Source organism: Delftia sp. WSY_10 (assembly GCF_043104705.1).
Lineage (GTDB): Bacteria > Pseudomonadota > Gammaproteobacteria > Burkholderiales > Burkholderiaceae_C > Comamonas > Comamonas tsuruhatensis.
Genome location: NZ_JBICKY010000020.1, coordinates 1 through 20,564 on the forward strand (window position 1 = coordinate 1; position 20,564 = coordinate 20,564).

The window sequence follows — 20,564 nt, forward strand, 5'->3', positions numbered from 1 at the left end:
CGATCTGCATCGCTCTCTTCAGCAGAGCCTTGCATTGTAGCACGTTTTTTCGTGCTGTCTACAAGACTTTTTTGACTCATCGCTGTCTGCAAGGCAGTGTTGCGACGAGGGATCGAACTATAGCATGGGTTTTTACCGATGGCGTGAAATTCGTGAACTTCCCTTCAAGTTGCCAAAGCAACCGAGACCACGCCCTTCGCCATCGGCCCGTAGCCTGCCCTAGCGGGCAGGCTACGGGCGTGAGGCCTTGCCGCCTGTGCCAGGAATCGGGCCCGCATAGATAATGCGCGCACGATGGCATTGATTACTTTGTTAGACGCCCAACTGGCGTTCGGGCATGTGGCGCTTCTCGACCACGCCCAGTTTTCCCTGGAGAGCGGCGAACGTGTGGGCCTGATCGGTCGAAACGGCGCAGGGAAGTCCTCTTTGTTGAAGATTCTTGGCGGACTGGCCAAGGCCGATGACGGCCAGGTCCAGACGCAGTCCGGTATCCGCATTACTTATGTGGCGCAGGAGCCGGTGCTTGTGCCCGAGCAGACAATCTTCGAGTCGGCATCCGCCGGCATAGCCGAGGTGATTGCCGTGCGCGACCGCTACCTGGCTGGCGCCGAGGGCGAGGATCTCGATGCGCTGCAGTCCCAGATCGAGGCCTATGACGCCTGGAACTGGGAGCAGCGCGTGGAGGAGACTCTGCAGCGGCTGCACCTGGATCCCGAAGCCGTGGTGGGCACCCTGTCCGGCGGGATGAAGAAGCGCGTGGCACTGGCCCAGGCCCTGGTGGCGAGACCCGATGTACTGCTGCTGGATGAGCCGACCAACCACCTGGATCTTGACGCCATCGAGTGGCTGGAAGAGTTGCTGCTGAACTTCAAGGGCAGCGTGGTGACCATTACGCACGATCGATCCTTCCTGGATCGGGTTTCCACACGCATCGTGGAGCTGGATCGTGGAACGCTGCGCTCGTATCCCGGCAATTTCGTCCAGTACCAGCAGACCAAGGAGGATCAGCTGGCCCAGGAGGCCGTGATCAATGCCAAGGCCGACAAGCTGCTGGCCCAGGAAGAGGTCTGGATCCGCAAGGGCGTGGAAGCCCGCCGCACGCGCAGCCAGAGCCGCATCGGCCGGCTTGAGCAGTTGCGGGCCAACCGCGCTGCCCGCCGCGAGGTGCTGGGTGGCGTGAAGATGGACATTGCGTCGGGTCGAGGCGACGGCTATCAGGGCAAGATCGTGGCCGAGTTGACGGATGTGGCCAAGTCCTTTGGCGACAAGAACATCGTCTCCCACTTCACCGCCACCATTTTGCGCGGAGACAAGGTGGGCCTGATCGGACCCAACGGCGCAGGCAAGACGACGCTGCTCAAGATGATTCTGGGCGAACTGGCACCTGACAGCGGCCAGGTGCGGCTGGGGGCGAATCTGCAGGTGGCGTACTTCGACCAGATGCGTCACCAGATCGACATGGATGCCACGCTGGAGGACTTCATCAGCCCCGGCAGCGAGTGGATCGAGATCGGCAGCCAGAAAAAGCACGTGAAGAGCTATCTGTCGGATTTCCTGTTCTCTCCGGCGCGCGCCCATTCCCCCGTTCGCTCGCTGTCTGGCGGGGAGCGCAACCGCCTGCTGCTGGCCCGGCTGTTTGCCCGGCCCGCGAATGTGCTGGTGCTGGACGAGCCGACCAACGATCTCGATATCGAGACGCTGGAAATGCTGGAAGACCTGCTGCAGAACTACGACGGCACCGTTTTTCTGGTCAGCCATGACCGCAGTTTCCTGGACAACGTGGTCACCAGCACCATCGCCTGGGAAGGCCCGGGCCAATGGCGCGAATATGAAGGCGGCGTGCAGGACTGGCTGGATCAGTCCCGCCGCAGCCGCGATCTGGCCGAGGCCGCGCAGCCCAAGCCATCCAAGGAAGAGGCCAAGCCCGTTGCGGCACGCAGCGACGGCAAGCCCAAGCGCAAGCTCAGCTACAAGGAGCAGCGTGAGCTCGATCAGTTGCCCGAAAGCATTGCAGCGCTGGAGGCAGAGCAGAAGTCCATTCGGGAAGCCTTGGCCGATGGTTCGCTGTATGCCAGCGACAATTCCCGCGCCGTTCAGTTGCATCAGCGCGATGGCGAGATCGATGAGCAGCTGATGGAGGCGCTGGAGCGCTGGAGCGCACTGTCGGAGTGAGCTTTCTTCGGACGAAAAAAAGAGCGCCTGGCGCTCTTTTTTTCATGGGTGCCGCCAGGACCGGCCGTTGCACTCAAATGCGGTGGTGAACCTGGTCCGAACCTATGCGCAGCTTGCCCAGCAAGGCGGAGGCGATCTGGTTGAGGGGCAGCACCTCGTCGGCCGCACCATGGGCGATGGCCTCGCGCGGCATGCCGAAGACGATGCAGCTGGCTTCGTCCTGCACGAAGTTGTAGCTGCCCGCATCGCGCATTTCACGCATGGCGACCGCGCCATCGGCACCCATGCCGGTGAGCATGATGCCGTAGGCGTTGCGGCCCGCACAGGCCGCCACCGACTTGAAAAGCACCTCGACCGAAGGTTTGTGGCGATTCACGGGCGGGCTGTCATCCACCACGGCGACATAGTTGGCACCGCTGCGCTGCACGGAGAAATGCTTGCCGCCCGGTGCGATGTAGGCGTGGCCGGGCAGCAGCCGCTCGCCCTGCTGTGCTTCCTTCACGGTCATCTGGCACAGGCTGTTGAGCCGGGCCGCGAAGCTGGTGGTGAAGCCCGGCGGCATGTGCTGGGTGATGACGATGGCCGGGCAGTCGGCCGGCAGATGGGTGAGCACTTCACGGATGGCCTCCGTGCCGCCGGTGGAGGCACCGATGGCAATCAGCTTTTCCGTGGACAGCCGCCCCAGCAGCGACGCCGGTGCAGCCTGGCGCGGCGCGCTCATGCCAGCCGAGGCGGAGACCGGCGCCACCGCGCTGCCGGTGGCGGGAGCCGCACTGCGCGGAGCGACCGGCAGGCGCCGGACCTGGGCCACGGCAGCAACGCGGATCTTGTCCACGATCTGCGCGGCCAGCTCCTGCAGGCCGTTGGACACGCCCACGCGCGGCTTGGCCACGAAGTCGATGGCGCCCAGCTCCAGCGCGCGCATGGTGACCTCGGCGCCGCGCTCGGTCAGCGTGGAGATCATGACCACCGGCATGGGGCGCAGCCGCATGAGCCGGCCCAGGAAGTCGATGCCATCCATGCGGGGCATTTCCACATCGAGCGTGATCACGTCGGGATTCATCTCGCGGATCATTTCGCGTGCGATCAGCGGATCGTTGGCCGAGCCGATGCATTCCATGTCGTGCTGGCGATTGATGATCTCGGACAGCAGACTGCGCACCAGCGCAGAGTCGTCCACCACGATCACCCTGATTTTCCTGTCCATTCCTTTGAACCTTCCTCAAAACAGGTCGACCGAGCCGCCTGCCGTATTGCGTGCCACGACGGCTGCATTGCCGCGCGTGAATTCCTGCTGTACCAGCTCCTCCGGATGGGCATGTGCCAGGCGCTTGACCATGGCCTTGCCGCTGGCGGGGAAGAACACCACCTTGCGCGGGTAGATGTCCAGCACATCCTCCGAGACGATGGGGATGCGTTCGGTCTGCAGGTACTGCGTGACGAAGGCGGTATTGCGTTCGCCCACGTTCATGGTGGTGAAGTTGTGCATCACCTGGCCGCCGCCGAAGATCTTGGCCTGCAAAGACTCGCGCCGTGCGCCGAGCTTGAGCATTTCGTTGATCAGCAATTCCATGGCGTACGAGCCGTAGCGGCCCGACGCATCGGCGGAGTCGCCGTCGGGCAGCATGAAATGGTTCATGCCGCCCACGCGCATGGTGCGGTCCCAGATGCAGGCCGAGATGCACGAGCCCAGCACGGTGACCAGGATCACGTCCTCGTTGGAGACGAAGTATTCGCCCGGCAGCACCTTGACGGCGTTGTGCTGGAAATGCGGGTCGTAGTAGAAGAACGACGCCTCGCCGGGGTAGCGCTGCTGGCGCTTGAGCTGCTCCAGCGAGGAGCGCGGCACCGGGTCGCCCGGCGCCGGGTAGTCCGCAGCGGTATAGCTGTTGATGCGCGGCGTGCGGCGGCGCTCCGAAGGCGGCGGGGGCGGAGCGAAGGCGGAGCGGTCTCCGATCATGGGAAGACCCCCTTGTGTGCGGCAGGACCTGCGTCAGCGGCGCTCATAGACCGTCTTTCCCTTGAGCGTGAACAGATCGCGCGAGTCGCTGAAGTTCTCGGCATGTCCGACGAACAGCAGGCCCCCGGGCTTCATGACGCGGTGGATGCGCTCCAGCACGCGGCGCTGCGTGGCCGCATCGAAGTAGATCATCACGTTGCGGCAGAAGACCACGTCGAAGGGATCGCGGAACGGCCAATCGTCACGGATCAGATTGACGTTGAGAAACTCCACCAGGCGGCGCAGCTCGGGCTTGACGCGCACCAGGCCCGCATTGCCGGCCTTGCCCCGCAGGAAGAAGCGGTGCAGGCGCTCGGCGCTCATGCCCTTGATGCTTTCGGCGCGATAGACACCGGCCGACGCCGTGTCCAGCACACGCGAGTCGATGTCGCTGGCCTGCAACTGGAAGCTGGGCGTGGCGCCCAGCACTTCCAGGGCCGTCATGACGATGGAGTAAGGCTCTTCCCCGGTCGAAGCCGCGTTGCACCAGACCTTCCAGGCCGTGCCGGCCGGCTTGCTGCGCAGATGCTGGGCAAAGATCTCGAAATGGTGCTGCTCGCGAAAGAACGCGGTGAGATTGGTGGTCAGCGCGTTCACGAACTCCTGCCACTCCACGCCATCGGACTGGGACTCCAGCCAGTCCAGGTAGGTGGCAAAGCTGTCGTAGCCCGTCTCGCGCAGGCGCCGCGACAGGCGGCTGTAGACCATGGCGTGCTTGCCATCGTGCAGGCTGATGCCGGCCCGCTGGTAGATCAGCGCCTGCACGCGGGCGAAGTCCCGCGACGACCATTCGAATTCGCGCCCCTGGGCCAGGGGCCCGTTGGCTGCCCCGTCGTCGGCGACGGGGCGCGCGGCCAGTGCCGCATTGGAAGAACCGGATCGCATGAGGGCGCTCAGTGCAAGAACGGGTCTCAGTCGGCCGAAGCGACCAGGCCCATGTCCACGTTGTTCATGAGCTTTTCGATGTCCAGCAGGATGAGCATGCGCTCGCCCACCGAACCCAGGCCCAGGATGCAGCCGCTGTCGATGGCGCTTTCGATGTCCGGCGCGGGGCGCACGGCTTCGGGAGCCAGCTCCATCACGTCGCTGACCGAGTCCACCACGATGCCCACCACGCGGTTGCGCAGGTTCAGGATGATGACGACGGTGAAGCTGTTGTATTCGACCTGGGAGCAGTTGAACTTCAGGCGCATGTCCACGATGGGCACGATGGTGCCGCGCAGATTCACCACGCCCTTGATGAACTCCGGCGCATTGGCGATGCGCGTGGGCGGCTCGTAGCCGCGGATTTCCTGCACCTTCAGAATGTCGATGCCGTATTCCTCCTGGTCCAGGCGGAAGGTCAGGTACTCGCGCGCGCCGGTGGCGACGCCTGCAGTCTTAGCGATCACGCTCATTGCTCAGCTCCTCAACTGTCGGGCCCGCGCCGTGGTGGCGAAAGCCATGGTTTTTGGCGGCGCGCAGGCTCTGCCTGCGGCTCCGTCGTTTGTCGTCAGGTATCCCTGTCCCATTCAGTGGCGCGCGCGGCGCACCAGCGCACCCGTGTCCAGAATCAGCGCCACCGTGCCATCGCCCAGGATGGTGGCGCCCGAAACGTTGGGCACCTTGCGATAGTTCGATTCCAGGTTCTTGACCACCACCTGGTGCTGGCCCAGCAGCTCGTCGACCAGCAGGGCCACGCGGCTGCCGTCGGACTCGACCACCACCATGATGTTGCTGGACTGGCTGGTGTCGCTGCGCGGCACACGGAAGGTCTTTTCCAGCGCGAACACGGGCATGTACTCGTCACGCACCTTGACCAGTTGCGTGCCGTTGGCCACGGTGTTGACGTCCTCTTCCTTGACCAGGAAGGACTCGACCACCGAGGACAGCGGCAGGATGTAGACCTCGTCGCTGACGCCCACCGACATGCCGTCCATGATGGCCAGGGTCAGCGGCAGGCGAACGGCCACGCGCATGCCCTTGCCCTGGTTGGACTCGATCTCCACCGAGCCGCCCAGCGCCGCGATGTTGCGCTTGACCACGTCCATGCCCACGCCGCGCCCGGACACGTCGGTCACCACATCGGCCGTGGAGAAGCCCGGCGCGAAGATCAGCTGCCAGACGTCCTGATCGGGCATGCTGTCCGAGACATCCATGCCGCGCTCGCGGGCCTTCTTGAGAATCTTCTCGCGGTTCATGCCGCGGCCGTCGTCGCGCACCTCGATGACGATGGAGCCGCCCTGATGGGAGGCTGCCAGCGTCAGCGTGCCATGCTCGGACTTGCCAGCGGCCAGGCGCTCCTCGGGCATTTCGATGCCGTGGTCCACGCTGTTGCGCACCAGATGGGTCAGCGGGTCGGTGATCTTCTCGACCAGGCCCTTGTCCAGTTCGGTGGCTTCGCCCAGAGTGATCAGGTCGATCTTCTTGCCCAGCTTGCCGGCCAGGTCGCGCAGCATGCGCGGGAAGCGGCTGAACACGGTGGACATGGGAATCATGCGGATGGACATCACCGATTCCTGCAGGTCGCGCGTATTGCGGTCCAGATCGGCCAGGCCCGCCAGCAGTTGCTGGTAGGCCGATGCATCCAGCCCGTGGCTGTTTTGCGCCAGCATGGCCTGGGTGATGACCAGCTCGCCCACCAGGTTGATGAGCTGATCGACCTTGGCCACCGACACACGGATGCTGGTCGACTCCATCTGCGCCTGCTGCGCCTGGGCAGCCGTCTTGGCAGCAGGCTTGGCCGCGGCACCGGCCGGCTGGATGGCCAGCGCGCCGTCGGCCTGGGGCATGCCGGGTGCACCGTTGAAGAAGCCGTAGGCCTCTTCGGCGGGCGGAATGGCGACCGAGGCCAGGGCGGCGTCGGGATCGTGCGCGGCATGCTCTTCGGCGACGGGGGCTTCGGCCACCTGCACCGCTTCGGTTGCAGGAGCGGCCCCGGCCGCCTCATCGGCTGCCGTGATGCGAACCTGCTCCTTGGCCACGTGGAAGGCGAACAGATCGAGCAGGTCGTCGTCGGTGGACGAGGTCTGCACGGCAAAGAGGCGGCTTTGCGGCTGAACGCAGGCCAGGTCCTCGATGCGGCCCAGGCCGGGAATGTCGCGGAACAGTTCCTTGATGGCCTCGGCCATCTCCAGACGCTCCAGCGGACCGATCAGGATGTGCAGCGAACGGCCGCCACTGGCGGGTGCCGTTCCGACGGCGCCGCCCGATACGGGCGCGGCAGGCGCGGGCGCCTCGACCGGCGCTGCCACGGGAGCAGGCGCCGGTGCCGGTGCAGCGGCCGGGGCGGCTGTTGCAGGCACGGCACTGCGGCCTTCTGCCAGCATCTCGATGCGCGCTACCAGATCCGTGGTGGACAGGGCCTCGCCCTCGTTGCCGGCCTGGTGGCGTGCCAGCAGGCTGCGGCTGGCATCGGCCGACTCCAGCAGCACGTCGACCATTTCCGGAATCGGTGTGATCTCGTGCCGGCGCAGCCGGTCGAGCAGCGACTCCATGCGGTGCGTCAGCTCGGTCACATCGGCAAAGCCGAAGGTGGCCGCGCCGCCCTTGATCGAGTGCGCGCAACGGAAAATGCCGTTGAGCTCCTCGTCGTTGGCCGCCGACAGATCCAGATTCAGCAGCATCTGCTCCATCTGGTCGAGGTTCTCGGCCGCTTCTTCGAAGAAGATTTGATAGAACTGGCTCAGGTCGAAGTCTGCGCCCGCTCCTGCCCCATCCTGGTGTAGATCCGCCATCTTTGGTCCTGCTGTTTCCTGTTGCCCGTACTTATCGGCTCAACGCATTACTTTCTGAATGACTTCGATCAAACGGTTCGGATCGAAGGGCTTGACCAGCCAGCCCGTGGCGCCCGCAGCGCGTCCGGCCTGCTTCATCTGGTCGCTGGATTCGGTGGTGAGAATGAGAATGGGCGTGTTCTGGAACTTCGGGTTTTCGCGCAGCTTGCGCGTCAGGCCGATGCCATCGAGGCGCGGCATGTTCTGGTCGGCCAGCACCAGATCGACTTGTTCGAGTTGGGCCTTTTCGAGCGCATCCACGCCGTCCACGGCCTCCACGACGCGAAATCCCGCTCCTGCGAGGGTGAACGCCACCATCTTTCGCATCGAGGGGGAATCATCAACAGCCAGAATCGATCGCATGTATAGCTCCAACAGACGGGCAATAAAAGGTGGATGGGTGCATGGTCAGCGGTCAGAACAGTTCGACCGAGCCAGCATCCATCTCGCTTTGCGTGACGGGATTGGGCCGGTCGGGTATCGCCGGCAGGCCCAGGGAATCGTCCTCTCCCTCGTCCACACCCATGGTGGCTGCGGCCAACTGGAACGCGCAGCCTTGCAAAATCTTCGTAATATGGGCGATCAGTTGGGAGGACATGTCGTGAAACTGCAACTCGGTCACCGCCAGCCTCAACGTGGACCGGGCGGCATCGAGCTGGGGCAAGGCGGCTAGCGCCTCGCCGGCCAGCTGGCCGTGGGTCTCGTCGAAACGGTCCAGCAGGTTCTGCGTTGCGTGATTGAGAAGGCCTTCCAGGCGCTGCAGATCGCGCATCGCCACCAGCAAGGCATCCTGCAGGTCTGCGGCCACCATGACGGGCATGGGGACGGCAGGCTCGCCCGAAGGCTTGTGCATTGACTGCATTGTTACTCCACCACCAGCGTTTCAGCCCAACGTGCGCCGTGCCTTGCAGCACGGCCAACCCTTGTCAATCGTTCACGGGAATGCCGCGCATCCCTTGGTGTACACGACCATTTGCATTTATGTTCCAAAATGTATCTCATGATAGCGCCCCCGGGGATGCCAGACCACCGCACAAGCCCTTGCGCATACTGCACATCGAGGATTCCGCCGCCGACCAGGCGCTGGCGCGGCTGAGCCTGCTGCGCGGCGGGCTGGTCTGCGAGATTGTCGTGGTCGACACGCTCGATGATGCCGCAGCTGCGCTGCACAACCAGGCATTCGACCTCATCCTGGCCGACTACCACCTGCCCGGCTTCACGGCGCTGGATGCCTGGGAGCTGGTTCGCCGCCAGCCCGGGCACCCGCCCTTCGTGCTGCTGTCCGGCGCCATCGGCGAGTCGGCCGCCGTGGATGTGATGCGCGAGGGCATTAGCGACTATCTGCTCAAGGACCACATCACGCGCCTGCCCCATGTGGTCTCGCATGCGCTGGAAGTGCACGAGGCCCGCCTGGCACGCCGGCGCGCGGCGGCCGAGCTGGCGGCGTCCGAGCGGCGCCTGGCCGACCTGACCGAGCACCTGCAGACCTCCACCGAGCGCGAGCGCGCCAGCATCGCCCGCGAGATCCACGATGACATCGGCGGCTCGCTGACCTCGGTGAAGTTCGACGTGGCCTGGATCGCGCGCAATGCGCCCGAGGGCGGGCTGCGCGAGCATGCGCTGGCTGCGCTGGAGATGCTGGAGCACGCGCTGGGCGCCAGCCAGCGCATCATGATGAACCTGCGCCCGCCCGTGCTGGACCAGGGACTGGTGGCCGCCGTCCAGTGGCTGGCCGAGAATTTCGAGCGCCGCACGGGCGTGCCCACCCGTGTGCGCAGCAGCCGCGAAAGCATGGACATCGCGCCCGACATCCAGGTCGTGGCCTACCGCACGGCCCAGGAGGCGCTGACCAACGTCGGCAAATATGCCCAGGCGCGCCATGTGGACATCGATCTCTCCGACCGCGAAGGTTTTCTCACGCTGGAGGTGACGGACGACGGCGTGGGCCTGGCCGACGGCGCCCGCGACAAGCCCGAATCCTTCGGCCTGCGCGGTCTGGGCGAGCGCGCGCGCACCGTTCGGGGCTGGCTGGATGTCAGCAGTCAAGCCGGACGCGGAACCTCGGTCATCGTCTCCATTCCGCTGGACGATGGCGGCGCTTGCCCTAATATCCCGGGCAATGAATGCTGAACGCCATGGCGGCGTGACCCTTTTTCCAGGAGGCCGACTTTGATCCACGTGGTGCTGTGCGACGACCATGCGGTGCTGCGCCGGGGCATCCGCGACACCCTGGCCGAGGCAGTGGACATCAGCGTCACCGCAGAAGCAGGCAGCTATGCCGAGCTGCGTGAGCAGCTGCGCACCGCCGCCTGCGACGTGCTGCTGCTGGACATCAACATGCCCGGCCGCAGCGGCCTGGAGGCCCTGGCCAGCGTGCGCGAAACCCATCCGCTGATCAAGGTGCTCATGGTCTCCATGTACCCCGAGGATCAGTACGCGCTGCGCTGCCTGAAGGCGGGCGCGCAGGGCTACGCCAACAAGGCAGGCGACCCGGTGCTGCTGATCGAGGCGGTGCGTACCGTGGCCACGGGGCGCAAGTACCTGACGTCCGAAGTGGCCCAGATGCTGGCCGACAGCCTGGCTCAGCCCGCACCCCAGGTGCCGCATGAAAGCCTGTCCGAGCGCGAGCTGCAGACGCTGATCAAGATCGCGGCCGGGCAGCGGCTGACCGACATTGCCACCGAGCTGATGCTCAGCCCCAAGACCGTCAGCGTCTACCGGGCGCGCGTGCTGGAAAAACTGCAGATGAGCAGCAACGCCGAACTCACGGCCTACGCCATCCACAACCAGCTGATCTGAGGCTTTTGCGGCCGGCAGAGCGGAAAATCTGTTGTTTTTCACAACTGCTTACATTGAGGTGCCAAACACCGCGATGCCGCGCTGCAGCAAGGCGACCAGGGGCTGCTCGAGCAGCGGCAGCGTGGCCATCAATCCCGTCAGGCCCACGGTGAGCGTGACCGGGAAGCCCACGGCATAGATGTTCATCTGCGGTGCCACGCGCGAAATGATGCCCAGCACCAGGTTCACGAACAGCAGCATGGCGACCATGGGCAGGGCGATCCAGAAGGCGCTGGCAAAGACCGCCGCCCCCATCTCGTGCAGCCGCATCTGGTTGATGGCCTGCAGGAAGCTGCCGTCCACAGGAAACGCCTCGTAACTCTTGAGCACGGCCATCAGCACCAGCAGGTGTCCGTTGATGACGATGAACAGCAGCGTGGAAATCTGGACCATGAAGCGCGCCACGGCGCTGAGCTGGGCATTGGTCGTGGGATCGAAGAAGCTGGCGAAGTTCAGGCCCATCTGCAGGCCGACCACCTCGCCCGCCACCTCCACGGCGGCAAACACCAGGCGCACGGCAAAGCCCACGGCCAGTCCCACGCCGACCTGCTGTATCAGCGTCCCCAGCGCCTGCGGCGAGTTGATGCCGATCACGGGCTGGTCGCCCAGCACGGGCTGCGCGCACACCGCGACCAGGAAGGCCAGGCCGATCTTCAGCCGCATGGGAATGACTCGCTGCGAGAACACGGGAGCCACGGAAAACATGGCCAGCACGCGCAGAAACGGCCAGAGAACTGGCGACAGCCAGGCCACCAGTTGGGCTTCGCTGAAGGTGATCACGGCGGCGTTTCCTGCGCGCGGCGAAGGGCTCAGCCCACCGCCTGCGGAATGGTCTCTATGGTGCGGCGGATGAAATCCACCAACGTGCTCAGCATCCACGGACCGGCAATGGCAAACACCAGCACGGCGGAGATGAGCTTGGGCACGAAGGCCAGCGTGGCCTCATGCACCTGGGTCACCGCCTGGAAGACACTGACGGCCAGGCCCACGGCCAGCACCACGCCCAGCACGGGCATGGAGATCATGAGCAGCAAGGTCAGTGCCTCGCGGCCGAAGGTGAGCACGTATTGGGAGGTCATGGAAGGATTTCCAATAAAACGGGACTAGACGGCGAAGCTGGCCGCCAGCGATCCGATGAGCAGGTTCCAGCCATCGGCCAGCACGAAGAGCATGAGCTTGAACGGCAGGGCCACCAGCACGGGCGACAGCATCATCATGCCCAGCGACATCAGGATCGAGGACACGACCATGTCGATGACCAGGAAGGGGATGAAGATCATGAAGCCGATCTGGAACGCCGTCTTCAGCTCGCTGGTCACGAAGGCCGGCACCAGCACGCGCAGCGGCGCGGTCTCTGCGGTGACGCCGGCTTCGAGCTTGGCCAGGCGCGCGAACAGCGCAAAGTCCGATTGGCGCGTCTGCTTGAGCATGAAGTCGCGCATGGGCGCCTCGGCCTTTTCAATGGCCTGCTCGAAGGTCGCGGCATTCGTGGTGTAGGGCACGTAGGCCTCCTGGTACACGCGGTCCAGGGTGGGTCCCATGACGAACAGCGTCAGGAACAGCGACAGGCCGATGATCACCTGGTTGGGCGGCGCCGACTGCGTGCCCAGCGCCTGGCGCATCAGCGACAGCACGATGACGATGCGGGTGAAGCCCGTCATCATCAAAAGGATGGCCGGCAGGAACGACAGCGCCGTGAAGAACAGCAGGGTCTGGATGGGCACCGAAAAACTGGTGCCACCGCTGCCCTGGCCGATGACCAGCGGCAGGCTGGCGGGCGCGCCCTGCGCCCAGGAGGCCAGGGGCGTGGCGCAGCACAGCGCCAGCGCCGCGGCGCCGGCGGCCTGGCTCAGCGTGCGCGCCGGGCGCTTGCAGGAATATTCAGACATTCGCACCGTCCGCAGGCAGGCTGCGCGCTTGCGCCATCGCAGCCGAAAAATCAGCAGGGGCCGGGGCCTGCAGCACATGCAGGCACTGGATGCTTTGCGCCGTGACGCCCAGCACCAGCCGCACGGTCTGCGCGCCCTCGCCCACTTCCACCGTCACCACCCGCTGCTGCGGGCCCACGCCCACGGCGCCCAGCACCCGCGACTGCAGGCCGGCTGCGCCACGCAGCGCAGCCGTGCGCTGCTGAAAGCGGCGCAGCAGCCAGGGCAGAGCAGCCATGGCCGTGACCAGGGCCACGACCGTAAGCAGGGTCGGCCACAGCGGGCCCATGCCGGCGCTCTCAGCCACGGCTGACCCGGCGCAGGCGCTCGGACGGCGTGACCACGTCGGTCAGGCGGATACCGAACTTGTCGTTGACCACCACCACCTCGCCCTGGGCGATCAGGTAGCCGTTGACCAGCACGTCCATGGGCTCGCCGGCCAGTGCGTCGAGTTCGACCACCGAGCCCTGGGCCAGCTGCAGGATGTACTTGATCGGCACCTTGGTGCGGCCCAGTTCCACCGACAGCTGCACCGGGATGTCCAGCACCATGTTGATGTCGTTGACCGGCACGTCGCCGCCACCGGCGTAGGGGCGCACGGGCTCGCCCGTCAGCGGGCCGCCCTGTTCCGCCTCCAGCTTGGCGTCGCGCTCGCGCTGCTCGTCCAATGCCTCTGCCCATCCCGAGAACGGATCGTCGCCAGCGGGCTTTTGCGTGTCTTCAGTTGCCATTGTTTTCTCCCATCCAGCCAGCATCGGCACCGCGCAGGCAGTGCTCGACACGGATTGCATACTTGTCGTTGTGAGTGCCGTACTGGCACTCGAAAATCGGAACGCCGCCGATGGAGGCGCGGATCAGCGGCTCGCGGTCGAGTTCGATGAAATCGCCGGGGCGCATGGCCAGCAGCTGCTCCACCGTGGCGTCGGCGCGCGCCAGTTCGGCCACCAGGGTCACCTCGGCGGCCTGGATTTCGCGCTTGAGCACCTTGACCCAGCGGCGGTCCACTTCAATGGAGTCGCCCTGCGTGGAGGAGTACAGGACATCACGGATGGGCTCCAGCGTCGCATAGGGCATGCAGATGTGGATGGAGCCCGAGATGTCACCGATCTCCAGCTGGAAGGCCGTGGACACGACGATTTCGCTGGGGGTGGCAATGTTGGCGAACTGCGGCTGCATCTCCGAGCGCTGGTAGCCCAGCTCCAGCGGATAGATGCCGTGCCAGGCCTTCTTGTATTCCTCGCAGATCACGTTGACCAGGCGGTTGATCACGCGCTGCTCGGTGTGCGAGAAATCCCGCCCTTCGATGCGTGTCTGCAGCCGGCCCGTGCCGCCGTACAGCGTGTCGATGACGCCGAACACCAGCGAGGGATCGCAGACCACCAGGCCGCTGCCGCGCAGCGGGCGGATGGCGACGATGTTGAAGTTGGTGGGCACCACCAGCTCGCGCAGGAAGGCGCTGTAGCGCTGCACCGACACCGTGCCCACCGACACCTCGGGGCTGCGGCGGATGAAGTTGAACAGGCCGATGCGGAAGTTGCGGGCAAAGCGCTCGTTGACGATCTCCATCGTCGGCATGCGCCCGCGCACGATGCGCTCCTGGCTGGAGATGTCGTACTGGCGGATGATGCCCGCCTCGACCTCCTCGGTCGTGGATTTCTGGCTCTCGCCGGTCACGCCCTCCAAAAGGGCATCGACTTCTTCCTGGGAGAGAAACGAATCGCTCATGGCGCCTTGCCTCCCCGGTTACTGAATGATGAAGCTGGAGAACAGCACGCGGCGCACGGGGTTCTTGCCAGGGGAGCGGCGGCGCTCGCCATCTTCGTCCTCTGCATCCTCGTCGCGGCTGCGCTTCTTGGCCTTGGCCTGGTTGCCGTAGCCCAGCGGTGCGGACACTTCGTTGAGCACGTCGGCAGCCAGGCGTTCCTTGCCGTCGCGCTCCAGCAACTCCTCGGCCGTGCGCTGGGACACCAGCATCAGGATGCCGTTGCGGATGCTGGGCAGGTACTGCTTGACCGTAGTGGCCGTCTTCTCGTCGGCCAGCTCCAGCGTGATGCCGATCTGCACGAAGCGGTCGCCGCCCGGGTCTGACAGATTGACCACCAGGCTGTCCAGCGGCAGGAAGGTGGGAACCGTGACGGCCGCCTTGCTGGAGCCGCCCTCCTCCTCATCGGCATTGCTGTGCCGCTTGGACAGCAGGATGAAGGCAGCGGCCGCGCCTATGGCCAGGACGGCGATGATGACGATCAGCACGATCAGCTTCTTGCCCTTGGCCGGGGCGGGAGCTGCATTGTTGGCGGCATTGGGTGTGGCAGACACTGGAATTCCTCTGGGTGAGCGGGACCGCCACGCGCTCGCGCATCATGCGCGGCGCCATGACGCAGCAGGCCCATGGCAGGAATTATTCGGCGATTGGACCTCGGGCCATGGCCTGAATAAGCGCATGAAACCCCGGTTTCTCGCTGGCTTGATGGCCCCCAAACGCCACAGGCCGGGCAGCTTGTCGCCACCCGGCCTGTTCTGAAAACCCGGAAAACGGCGCATGCGCCGCCCCGCAAGAAGCGCAGGAAGAATCAGACGAACAGATCCACCCCGCCTGCCGACGCGCGGCCACCAGCCTGTGCGGCGCCATTGCCGCCCGTGACGCCGGCGGCATCGACCATGGCGCTCACGCGGCCCTGGCGCGCCTGGGCATCCGCGCCCTGGCGGCCCCCCGCTTCGCCATTGCCGGACTGGCCACCCGCGTCCACGCTGACGCCGGCCAGTTGCAGGCCCTGGGCCTGCAGCAGCTCGCGCAGCTGGTCGGCACCGTTGCCCAGCCATTCGCGCGCCTGCGACTCGCTGGCGCCAAAGCGCACATGGGCCTCGTTGCCCTGCAGGCTGACCTGCACCTGGATGGCCTTGCCCTCATGCTCGACAGACAGCGAGGCGTTCTGGCTCTTGTTGTGGACCCAGAAGGCCACCTGCTCGGACACCTGCTGCTCGCGCTCGGTGGAGTTGCCCGGCTGTGCCTGGGCATCGGGCTGGGCCAAGGCTGCGCCATTGTGTCCGGCGGCCTGCTGTCCCAGGGACTGGCCGGCGTGGGCCGCGCCCACGGCGGCTGCAACCCCATGCAATCCGTTGGCGGCAGACTCTGCGGAGCCGGTGCCACCTTCGCGGGCCCGCTCGAACAGGCCGCGCCATTCCGCGGGCCGCACCGCCGCCATGCCGTTGAGCGCAATGCCCGACGCCAGGGCCGCGTCCTGCCGCACGCCGGGCGCCAGCGCCTGGGGTGTGTGCTCATGCGTGGCCTGGGCTGCAGATGCCGTGCGCGCTGCGGCGGCCGTCAGCGCCGTATCGGACTGCACGGCGGCCAGCACATCGGCCGCCTGTGTCTGTGCCTGGGCGCCCTGGCGCGCAGCGGTATCGGCGGGCGTGCCGGCTGCAGCGGCATCCACTGCGCCCGCCAGCGCCGCCGTGTTGGCGTTCGCGGCCAGCGCCGCGCCTGCGGCATCGCCCGCTGCAGGTTGCGGAGCCATGAAGGCGGCATGCGCCACCACGCCCTGCTCCTGGCGCAAGGCCAGCATGGCGGCACTGCCCCGGCCAGACAACCAGTCGCCCGCCACGCCCTGCAGCATGTCGCGGTCGCCCTTGCCATCGAGGTGGGCGGTCTGCCCGACCAGGCTGAGCCAGGGCGCCTGGCCGTTGGCGGCCAGCAGCATGGCATCGGCCTGCGCGGAAGTGGCCATATCGTCCGTCTCCGCCTGGGGCTGCAGCGGCAATTGCGTCTGCAGCAGCCCCTGCGCCAGGCCGGACAGGTCAGCCGGATCCTTCAGGCTGCCCTGAATTGCACCCTTGAGGTTGGCCAGCGCGCCGGCCCCCTCATCGCCGAGGACCTGGCCCAGGTCCGGCAGTCCGCCAATGCCATCCATGGCGGCCAGCAGCGAGGAAAAGCCTGCGGCCTGCTCATTGGACGGCGGCTGCGCCGCGCGCGCGGAACGCACGCCCTCCATGGTGCGCTGCATGGCGCTGCGCGCGTCGGCGCGCTGTTCGATCTGGTTGGTGGACATGCGTCAAGCCTCCTGGAATGTCAGCCCGAAGCTGCGGCGGAAAAACTGGATGGCCGCACGTTCGTCGGTTTCCTTTTGCTCGCGGCGCATCTGGCCCAGCGCCAGGTCGCGGCGGCGCACCTCGACCACCTTGCGCAGGCTGCTGACCCGCAGCTCGCAGGCCATCAAGGCCTTTTGCGCGGCCTCCAGGCGGATGGCCAGGTCGGCCAGCACCCGTGTCTGCAGGCCGATGGCGTGCTGCAGGCGGTCCATGAACTGGTATTGGTGGAACATGACTTCGGGCTGCACGGACTGGTTCTGCTGCACGCCCCAGCGTGCCTGCATTTCCTGCACGTAGTGCTGCAGCTGGTCCATCTGCGCCTGCGCCGCCTGCTGCGAGCGCTGACGCTCCTGCACCGCCTGGCGCGCCTCGTCACGCTTGCGCGACGCGGCATCGATGGCCACCATCAAGGCATTCAAGGACGACATACCGGGTTTTCCTCCCTGTGTTCGCTGTTGCGTTATCTCAGTGCCGCGTCACCGCATCACTGACCACCGAGCGCGGCGGCCATGCCCGAGATGCTCTCGTCCATGGAAGCCGACTCGAACATGCTTTGCTGCAGAAAGGCCGCCATGGCCGGCTGCAGCCGTATCGCCTCGTCCATCTGCGGGTCCGAGCCCGCCATGTAGGCTCCGACCTGGACCAGGTCCCGGCCCTTCTGGTAGCGCGAATAGACAGCGCGAAAGCGCCGCGCCAGCTCGAAGTGCTCGCGCGAGACCACGTTGTGCATCACGCGCGAGGCCGATTGCTCGATATCGATGGCCGGGTAGTGGCCCGACTCGGCCAGCGCCCGCGACAGCACGACGTGGCCGTCCAGAATGGCGCGCGCCGCGTCGGCGATCGGGTCCTGCTGGTCGTCGCCTTCGGACAGCACGGTGTAGAAGGCCGTGATCGAGCCCACGCCGTTGAGGCCGTTGCCGCTGCGCTCGACCAGTGCCGGCAGCTTGGCAAAGCACGACGGCGGATAGCCCTTGGTGGCCGGCGGCTCGCCAATGGCCAGGGCGATCTCGCGCTGGGCCATGGCATAGCGGGTGAGCGAGTCCATGAGCAGCAGCACATGCTGGCCCTTGTCGCGGAAATGCTCGGCAATGGCCGTGGCGTAGGCGGCACCCTGCATGCGCAGCAGCGGCGGCGCATCGGCCGGCGCGGCCACCACCACGGCGCGGCTGCGGTCCTGTGCGCCGAGGATGTCCTCGACGAACTCCTTGACCTCCCGGCCGCGTTCACCGATCAGGCCGACGACGATCACGTCCGCCTGGGTGTAGCGCGCCATCATGCCCAGCAGCACGGACTTGCCCACGCCCGAGCCTGCGAACAGGCCCAGCCGCTGGCCCCGGCCCACGGTGAGCAGTGCGTTGAGCGAGCGCACGCCGGTGTCCAGCGTCTCGCGCACCGGGTCGCGGTCCATGGCGTTGATGGGGTTGCGGTCCAGCAGATCGGCCGTGACGTCGGCCAGCGGCCCGCCATGGTCCAGCGGCTGCCCCTGCGAATCGACGACACGGCCCAGCAGGCCGCTGCCGATGGGCAGGCGCAGCACGCCGGCCGCCATGGACACGGGCTCTTCGGGACCGTCGCCAAAGCGCAGCGGGGCGACAAAGGGTTCGGCCGGCGTCACGATGGCGCCGCTGGACAGCCCCTGGATGTCGCCCGCAGGCATCAGGAACGCACGCTCGCCGGCAAAGCCGACGACTTCGGCCAGCACCGGGTCCTGGCCTGCCTGGCGTATCCAGCATTGCGAGCCCACCGGCACCTGCAGGCCCGTGGCCTCCAGCACCAGGCCGGTCAGGCGCGTGAGCGTGCCGTGGGTTTCCAGCGGAATGTCGCTGTGCAGGCGGGCGCGGGCATTGGACAGCAGCTGCTGCCAGGGCTTGCCGGCATCGGCCAGGGAGGCATCAACCGGCATCGCGTTCTCCGTCATACCAGGTGGAGACCAGGCCCAGCGCGGCCACGGCGCGGCGCCAGCGCTTGTCCATGCCGGCATCGACCTGGGCACCGCCCGATTCCACGCGCACATCGCCCTGGGCCACGCCAGCGTCGCTGATCCACTGCACCTTGGACTGGGCGCCATGCTCGGCGCGCAGCGCCTCGTCCAGCACGGCGAAGTCGGCAGGGTTCAGGCGCACGGTGGCGGCGCGGCCGTCGGAGGCCAGCATGTCCAGCGCCTCGCGCACCACGGGCAGCAGGGCCTGGGGCTGGCTGCGCAGCTCCTGGCGGACCACCTGGCGCGCGATGTCGCAGGCCAGGTTCAGCAATTCCTGCGCCGCATCCGCCTGCAGCTGCTTGAAGCCGGCGTCCAGGCCGGACAGCAGCGCATCCACGCGCTGCGCCGTCTCGCGGCCCGTGCCGGAGACATAGTCATCCATGTGCTGCTGCCACTGCTGCCGGGCTTCCTGACGGCCTTGCTCCAGGCCCTCGGCATGGCCTTCGGCGCGTGCCTGCTCCAGCAATTCATGCAGCCGCTCCTCGTCCACGGCGGGGGTGGATGCCGCCGTGCCTGGCGCGTCGGCGTCGACATCCAGCACCATGGAATCGGCGTCCAGCCGGGGCGCATCGGAGCGCCCGGGCAGCGACAGGCTGTGGAAGCCGGACGAGGAAGCGGGTGTGCGCGCCATGCCGGCGCCACCGGGTGCAGCCTGTGCATCGGGGGCGCCCTGAATGTTCGGCAGGCCGGGCAGGCTTTGCAGGCCGCCCATGTGGTCCACGGCACCAAAGCGCCACTGCACCACCTGGCGCTCGTCAATCTCCTCGGAGGGAATGAAGCGCGAGTTCATCCCACTAGACATAGCTGTCCTCCGCGCCGCTGCCGATGGTGATCTGGCCTTCTTCGGCCAGACGGCGCACCACCTTCAGGATTTCCTTTTGCTGCGCTTCCACTTCGGACAGGCGCATCGGGCCGCGGCCTTCCAGGTCCTCGCGCAGCGACTCGGCCGCACGCATGGACATGTTGGCCAGGATCTTGTCGCGCACTTCCATCGAACCGCCCTTGAGCGCGATGATCAGCGTCTCGGACACCACTTCGCGCAGCACCAGCTGCACCGAGCGGTCGTCCAGTTTGACCAGGTCGTCGAACACGAACATCTTGTCCATGATCTTCTGGGCCAGGTCCGGGTCGTAGTTGCGGATGGTGTCCAGCACGGCCACGTCGGCATTGCCGCCGAGGTTGTTGATCATCTCGGCCGCCGTCTTGACGCCGCCCAGCGAGGTCTTGCGGATCTTGTCGCCACCGGCCAGCACCTGGAACAGCACCTCGTTGAGGTCCTTGAGCGCGGTCGGCTGAATGCCTTCCAGCGTGGCCACGCGCAGCATGACTTCGCTGCGAAAGCGTTCGGGCAGCTGCATCAGCACGGCAGCAGCCTGCTCGTGCTCCAGGTGAACCAGGATGGCGGCCACGATCTGCGGATGCTCGCCGCGCAGCAGTTCGGCCACCGACAGCGGGTCCATCCACTTCAGGCTTTCGATGCCGGAGACATCGCCGCCCTGCAGGATGCGGTCGATCAGCAGCGCGGCCTTGTCGTCGCCCAGGGCGCGCTTGAGCACCGAGCGCACATAGCCGCTGGCGTCGTCCACCAGCAGGCTTTGCGCGGCCGCGTCATCGGCAAAGCGGTTGATGACGAAGTCCACCTTCTCGCGCGAGACGCCGCGCATGTGCGCAATGGTCTCGCCGAGCTTTTGCACTTCCTTGGGTGTGAGGTGCTTGAACACCTCGGCCGCTTCCTCCTCGCCCAGGGAGACCAGCAAGATGGCGGCGTCGTTCAGGCCTCGTTCGTCCATATCTCAGCAATCCGT

At 66.3% G+C, this 20,564-nt stretch carries 22 protein-coding genes; 3 read left to right on the forward strand and 19 right to left on the reverse strand.

The window, feature by feature from the left end; translation table 11 throughout:
* The first annotated feature begins 294 nt into the window (after nt 1-294).
* Nucleotides 295-2,172 carry an ATP-binding cassette domain-containing protein gene (locus ACF8ML_RS10675; RefSeq protein WP_016449337.1) on the forward strand — a complete coding sequence of 626 codons (1,878 nt, stop codon included), beginning with the start codon at nt 295-297 and terminating at the stop codon, nt 2,170-2,172.
* 73 nt (nt 2,173-2,245) lie between these two features.
* Here the strand turns inward: ACF8ML_RS10675 and ACF8ML_RS10680 are convergent, their stop codons facing one another.
* The 7 genes from ACF8ML_RS10680 to ACF8ML_RS10710 all read right to left on the reverse strand — a co-directional run bounded on the left by ACF8ML_RS10680 (nt 2,246) and on the right by ACF8ML_RS10710 (nt 8,788).
* The gene (locus tag ACF8ML_RS10680; protein ID WP_034366524.1) at nt 2,246-3,379 is read right to left on the reverse strand and encodes a chemotaxis response regulator protein-glutamate methylesterase; all 1,134 of its coding nucleotides are present in this window, start codon (nt 3,377-3,379) and stop codon (nt 2,246-2,248) included.
* Nucleotides 3,380-3,394: 15 nt separating this feature from the next.
* On the reverse strand, nt 3,395-4,132 hold the full coding sequence (gene cheD / locus ACF8ML_RS10685) for a chemoreceptor glutamine deamidase CheD (protein WP_016449335.1): 738 nt from the start codon (nt 4,130-4,132) through the stop codon (nt 3,395-3,397).
* Between the two features lie 33 nt (nt 4,133-4,165).
* The gene (locus ACF8ML_RS10690; protein ID WP_016449334.1) at nt 4,166-5,056 is read right to left on the reverse strand and encodes a CheR family methyltransferase; all 891 of its coding nucleotides are present in this window, start codon (nt 5,054-5,056) and stop codon (nt 4,166-4,168) included.
* Nucleotides 5,057-5,082: 26 nt separating this feature from the next.
* The gene (locus tag ACF8ML_RS10695) at nt 5,083-5,568 is read right to left on the reverse strand and encodes a chemotaxis protein CheW (RefSeq protein WP_016449333.1); all 486 of its coding nucleotides are present in this window, start codon (nt 5,566-5,568) and stop codon (nt 5,083-5,085) included.
* A gap of 114 nt (nt 5,569-5,682) precedes the next feature.
* Complete coding sequence (locus tag ACF8ML_RS10700) at nt 5,683-7,887, reverse strand: chemotaxis protein CheW (RefSeq protein ID WP_392407110.1); 2,205 nt, start codon at nt 7,885-7,887, stop codon at nt 5,683-5,685.
* Nucleotides 7,888-7,926: 39 nt separating this feature from the next.
* Nucleotides 7,927-8,289: a response regulator gene (locus tag ACF8ML_RS10705; protein ID WP_016449331.1), complete on the reverse strand. Its 363-nt coding sequence runs from the start codon at nt 8,287-8,289 to the stop codon at nt 7,927-7,929.
* 52 nt (nt 8,290-8,341) lie between these two features.
* Nucleotides 8,342-8,788 carry a hypothetical protein gene (locus ACF8ML_RS10710; protein ID WP_016449330.1) on the reverse strand — a complete coding sequence of 149 codons (447 nt, stop codon included), beginning with the start codon at nt 8,786-8,788 and terminating at the stop codon, nt 8,342-8,344.
* 119 nt (nt 8,789-8,907) lie between these two features.
* On the opposite strand from ACF8ML_RS10710, the gene ACF8ML_RS10715 reads away from it, so the two are divergent.
* Nucleotides 8,908-10,056, forward strand: a complete 1,149-nt coding sequence (locus tag ACF8ML_RS10715; protein ID WP_016449329.1) for a response regulator — start codon at nt 8,908-8,910, stop codon at nt 10,054-10,056.
* Nucleotides 10,057-10,095: 39 nt separating this feature from the next.
* Nucleotides 10,096-10,725, forward strand: coding sequence for a response regulator (locus tag ACF8ML_RS10720; protein WP_373785940.1), 630 nt, complete (start codon nt 10,096-10,098; stop codon nt 10,723-10,725).
* A 48-nt stretch (nt 10,726-10,773) separates the two neighbouring features.
* Here the strand turns inward: ACF8ML_RS10720 and fliR are convergent, their stop codons facing one another.
* From fliR to fliG, 12 genes are all read right to left on the reverse strand, one after another.
* A complete protein-coding gene (fliR, locus tag ACF8ML_RS10725) occupies nt 10,774-11,544 on the reverse strand; it encodes a flagellar biosynthetic protein FliR (RefSeq protein ID WP_012202582.1) in 771 nt (256 codons plus the stop codon).
* A gap of 29 nt (nt 11,545-11,573) precedes the next feature.
* Complete coding sequence (gene fliQ, locus ACF8ML_RS10730; RefSeq protein ID WP_012202581.1) at nt 11,574-11,843, reverse strand: flagellar biosynthesis protein FliQ; 270 nt, start codon at nt 11,841-11,843, stop codon at nt 11,574-11,576.
* 24 nt (nt 11,844-11,867) lie between these two features.
* Entirely contained in the window at nt 11,868-12,653 is a 786-nt protein-coding gene (gene fliP / locus ACF8ML_RS10735) for a flagellar type III secretion system pore protein FliP (RefSeq protein ID WP_016449327.1), read from the reverse strand.
* Nucleotides 12,646-12,981 (reverse strand): flagellar biosynthetic protein FliO, encoded by a 336-nt coding sequence (locus ACF8ML_RS10740; RefSeq protein ID WP_012202579.1) that lies wholly within the window; start codon nt 12,979-12,981, stop codon nt 12,646-12,648. The genes fliP and ACF8ML_RS10740 overlap by 8 nt, the downstream gene beginning before the upstream one ends.
* A 10-nt stretch (nt 12,982-12,991) precedes the next feature.
* Entirely contained in the window at nt 12,992-13,423 is a 432-nt protein-coding gene (gene fliN / locus ACF8ML_RS10745) for a flagellar motor switch protein FliN (protein WP_016449326.1), read from the reverse strand.
* Nucleotides 13,413-14,417: a flagellar motor switch protein FliM gene (fliM, locus tag ACF8ML_RS10750; RefSeq protein WP_016449325.1), complete on the reverse strand. Its 1,005-nt coding sequence runs from the start codon at nt 14,415-14,417 to the stop codon at nt 13,413-13,415. Before fliM ends, fliN begins: the two co-directional genes overlap by 11 nt.
* An 18-nt stretch (nt 14,418-14,435) precedes the next feature.
* Nucleotides 14,436-15,008, reverse strand: a complete 573-nt coding sequence (fliL, locus tag ACF8ML_RS10755; protein ID WP_016449324.1) for a flagellar basal body-associated protein FliL — start codon at nt 15,006-15,008, stop codon at nt 14,436-14,438.
* Between the two features lie 254 nt (nt 15,009-15,262).
* Nucleotides 15,263-16,738: a flagellar hook-length control protein FliK gene (locus ACF8ML_RS10760; protein WP_392407111.1), complete on the reverse strand. Its 1,476-nt coding sequence runs from the start codon at nt 16,736-16,738 to the stop codon at nt 15,263-15,265.
* A gap of 3 nt (nt 16,739-16,741) precedes the next feature.
* On the reverse strand, nt 16,742-17,206 hold the full coding sequence (gene fliJ / locus ACF8ML_RS10765; protein WP_016449322.1) for a flagellar export protein FliJ: 465 nt from the start codon (nt 17,204-17,206) through the stop codon (nt 16,742-16,744).
* A 56-nt stretch (nt 17,207-17,262) separates the two neighbouring features.
* Nucleotides 17,263-18,681, reverse strand: a complete 1,419-nt coding sequence (fliI, locus tag ACF8ML_RS10770) for a flagellar protein export ATPase FliI (protein WP_016449321.1) — start codon at nt 18,679-18,681, stop codon at nt 17,263-17,265.
* On the reverse strand, nt 18,671-19,561 hold the full coding sequence (locus tag ACF8ML_RS10775) for a FliH/SctL family protein (RefSeq protein ID WP_016449320.1): 891 nt from the start codon (nt 19,559-19,561) through the stop codon (nt 18,671-18,673). Before ACF8ML_RS10775 ends, fliI begins: the two co-directional genes overlap by 11 nt.
* Entirely contained in the window at nt 19,554-20,549 is a 996-nt protein-coding gene (fliG, locus tag ACF8ML_RS10780) for a flagellar motor switch protein FliG (RefSeq protein ID WP_012202571.1), read from the reverse strand. The genes ACF8ML_RS10775 and fliG overlap by 8 nt, the downstream gene beginning before the upstream one ends.
* Between the last annotated feature and the right edge of the window lie 15 nt (nt 20,550-20,564).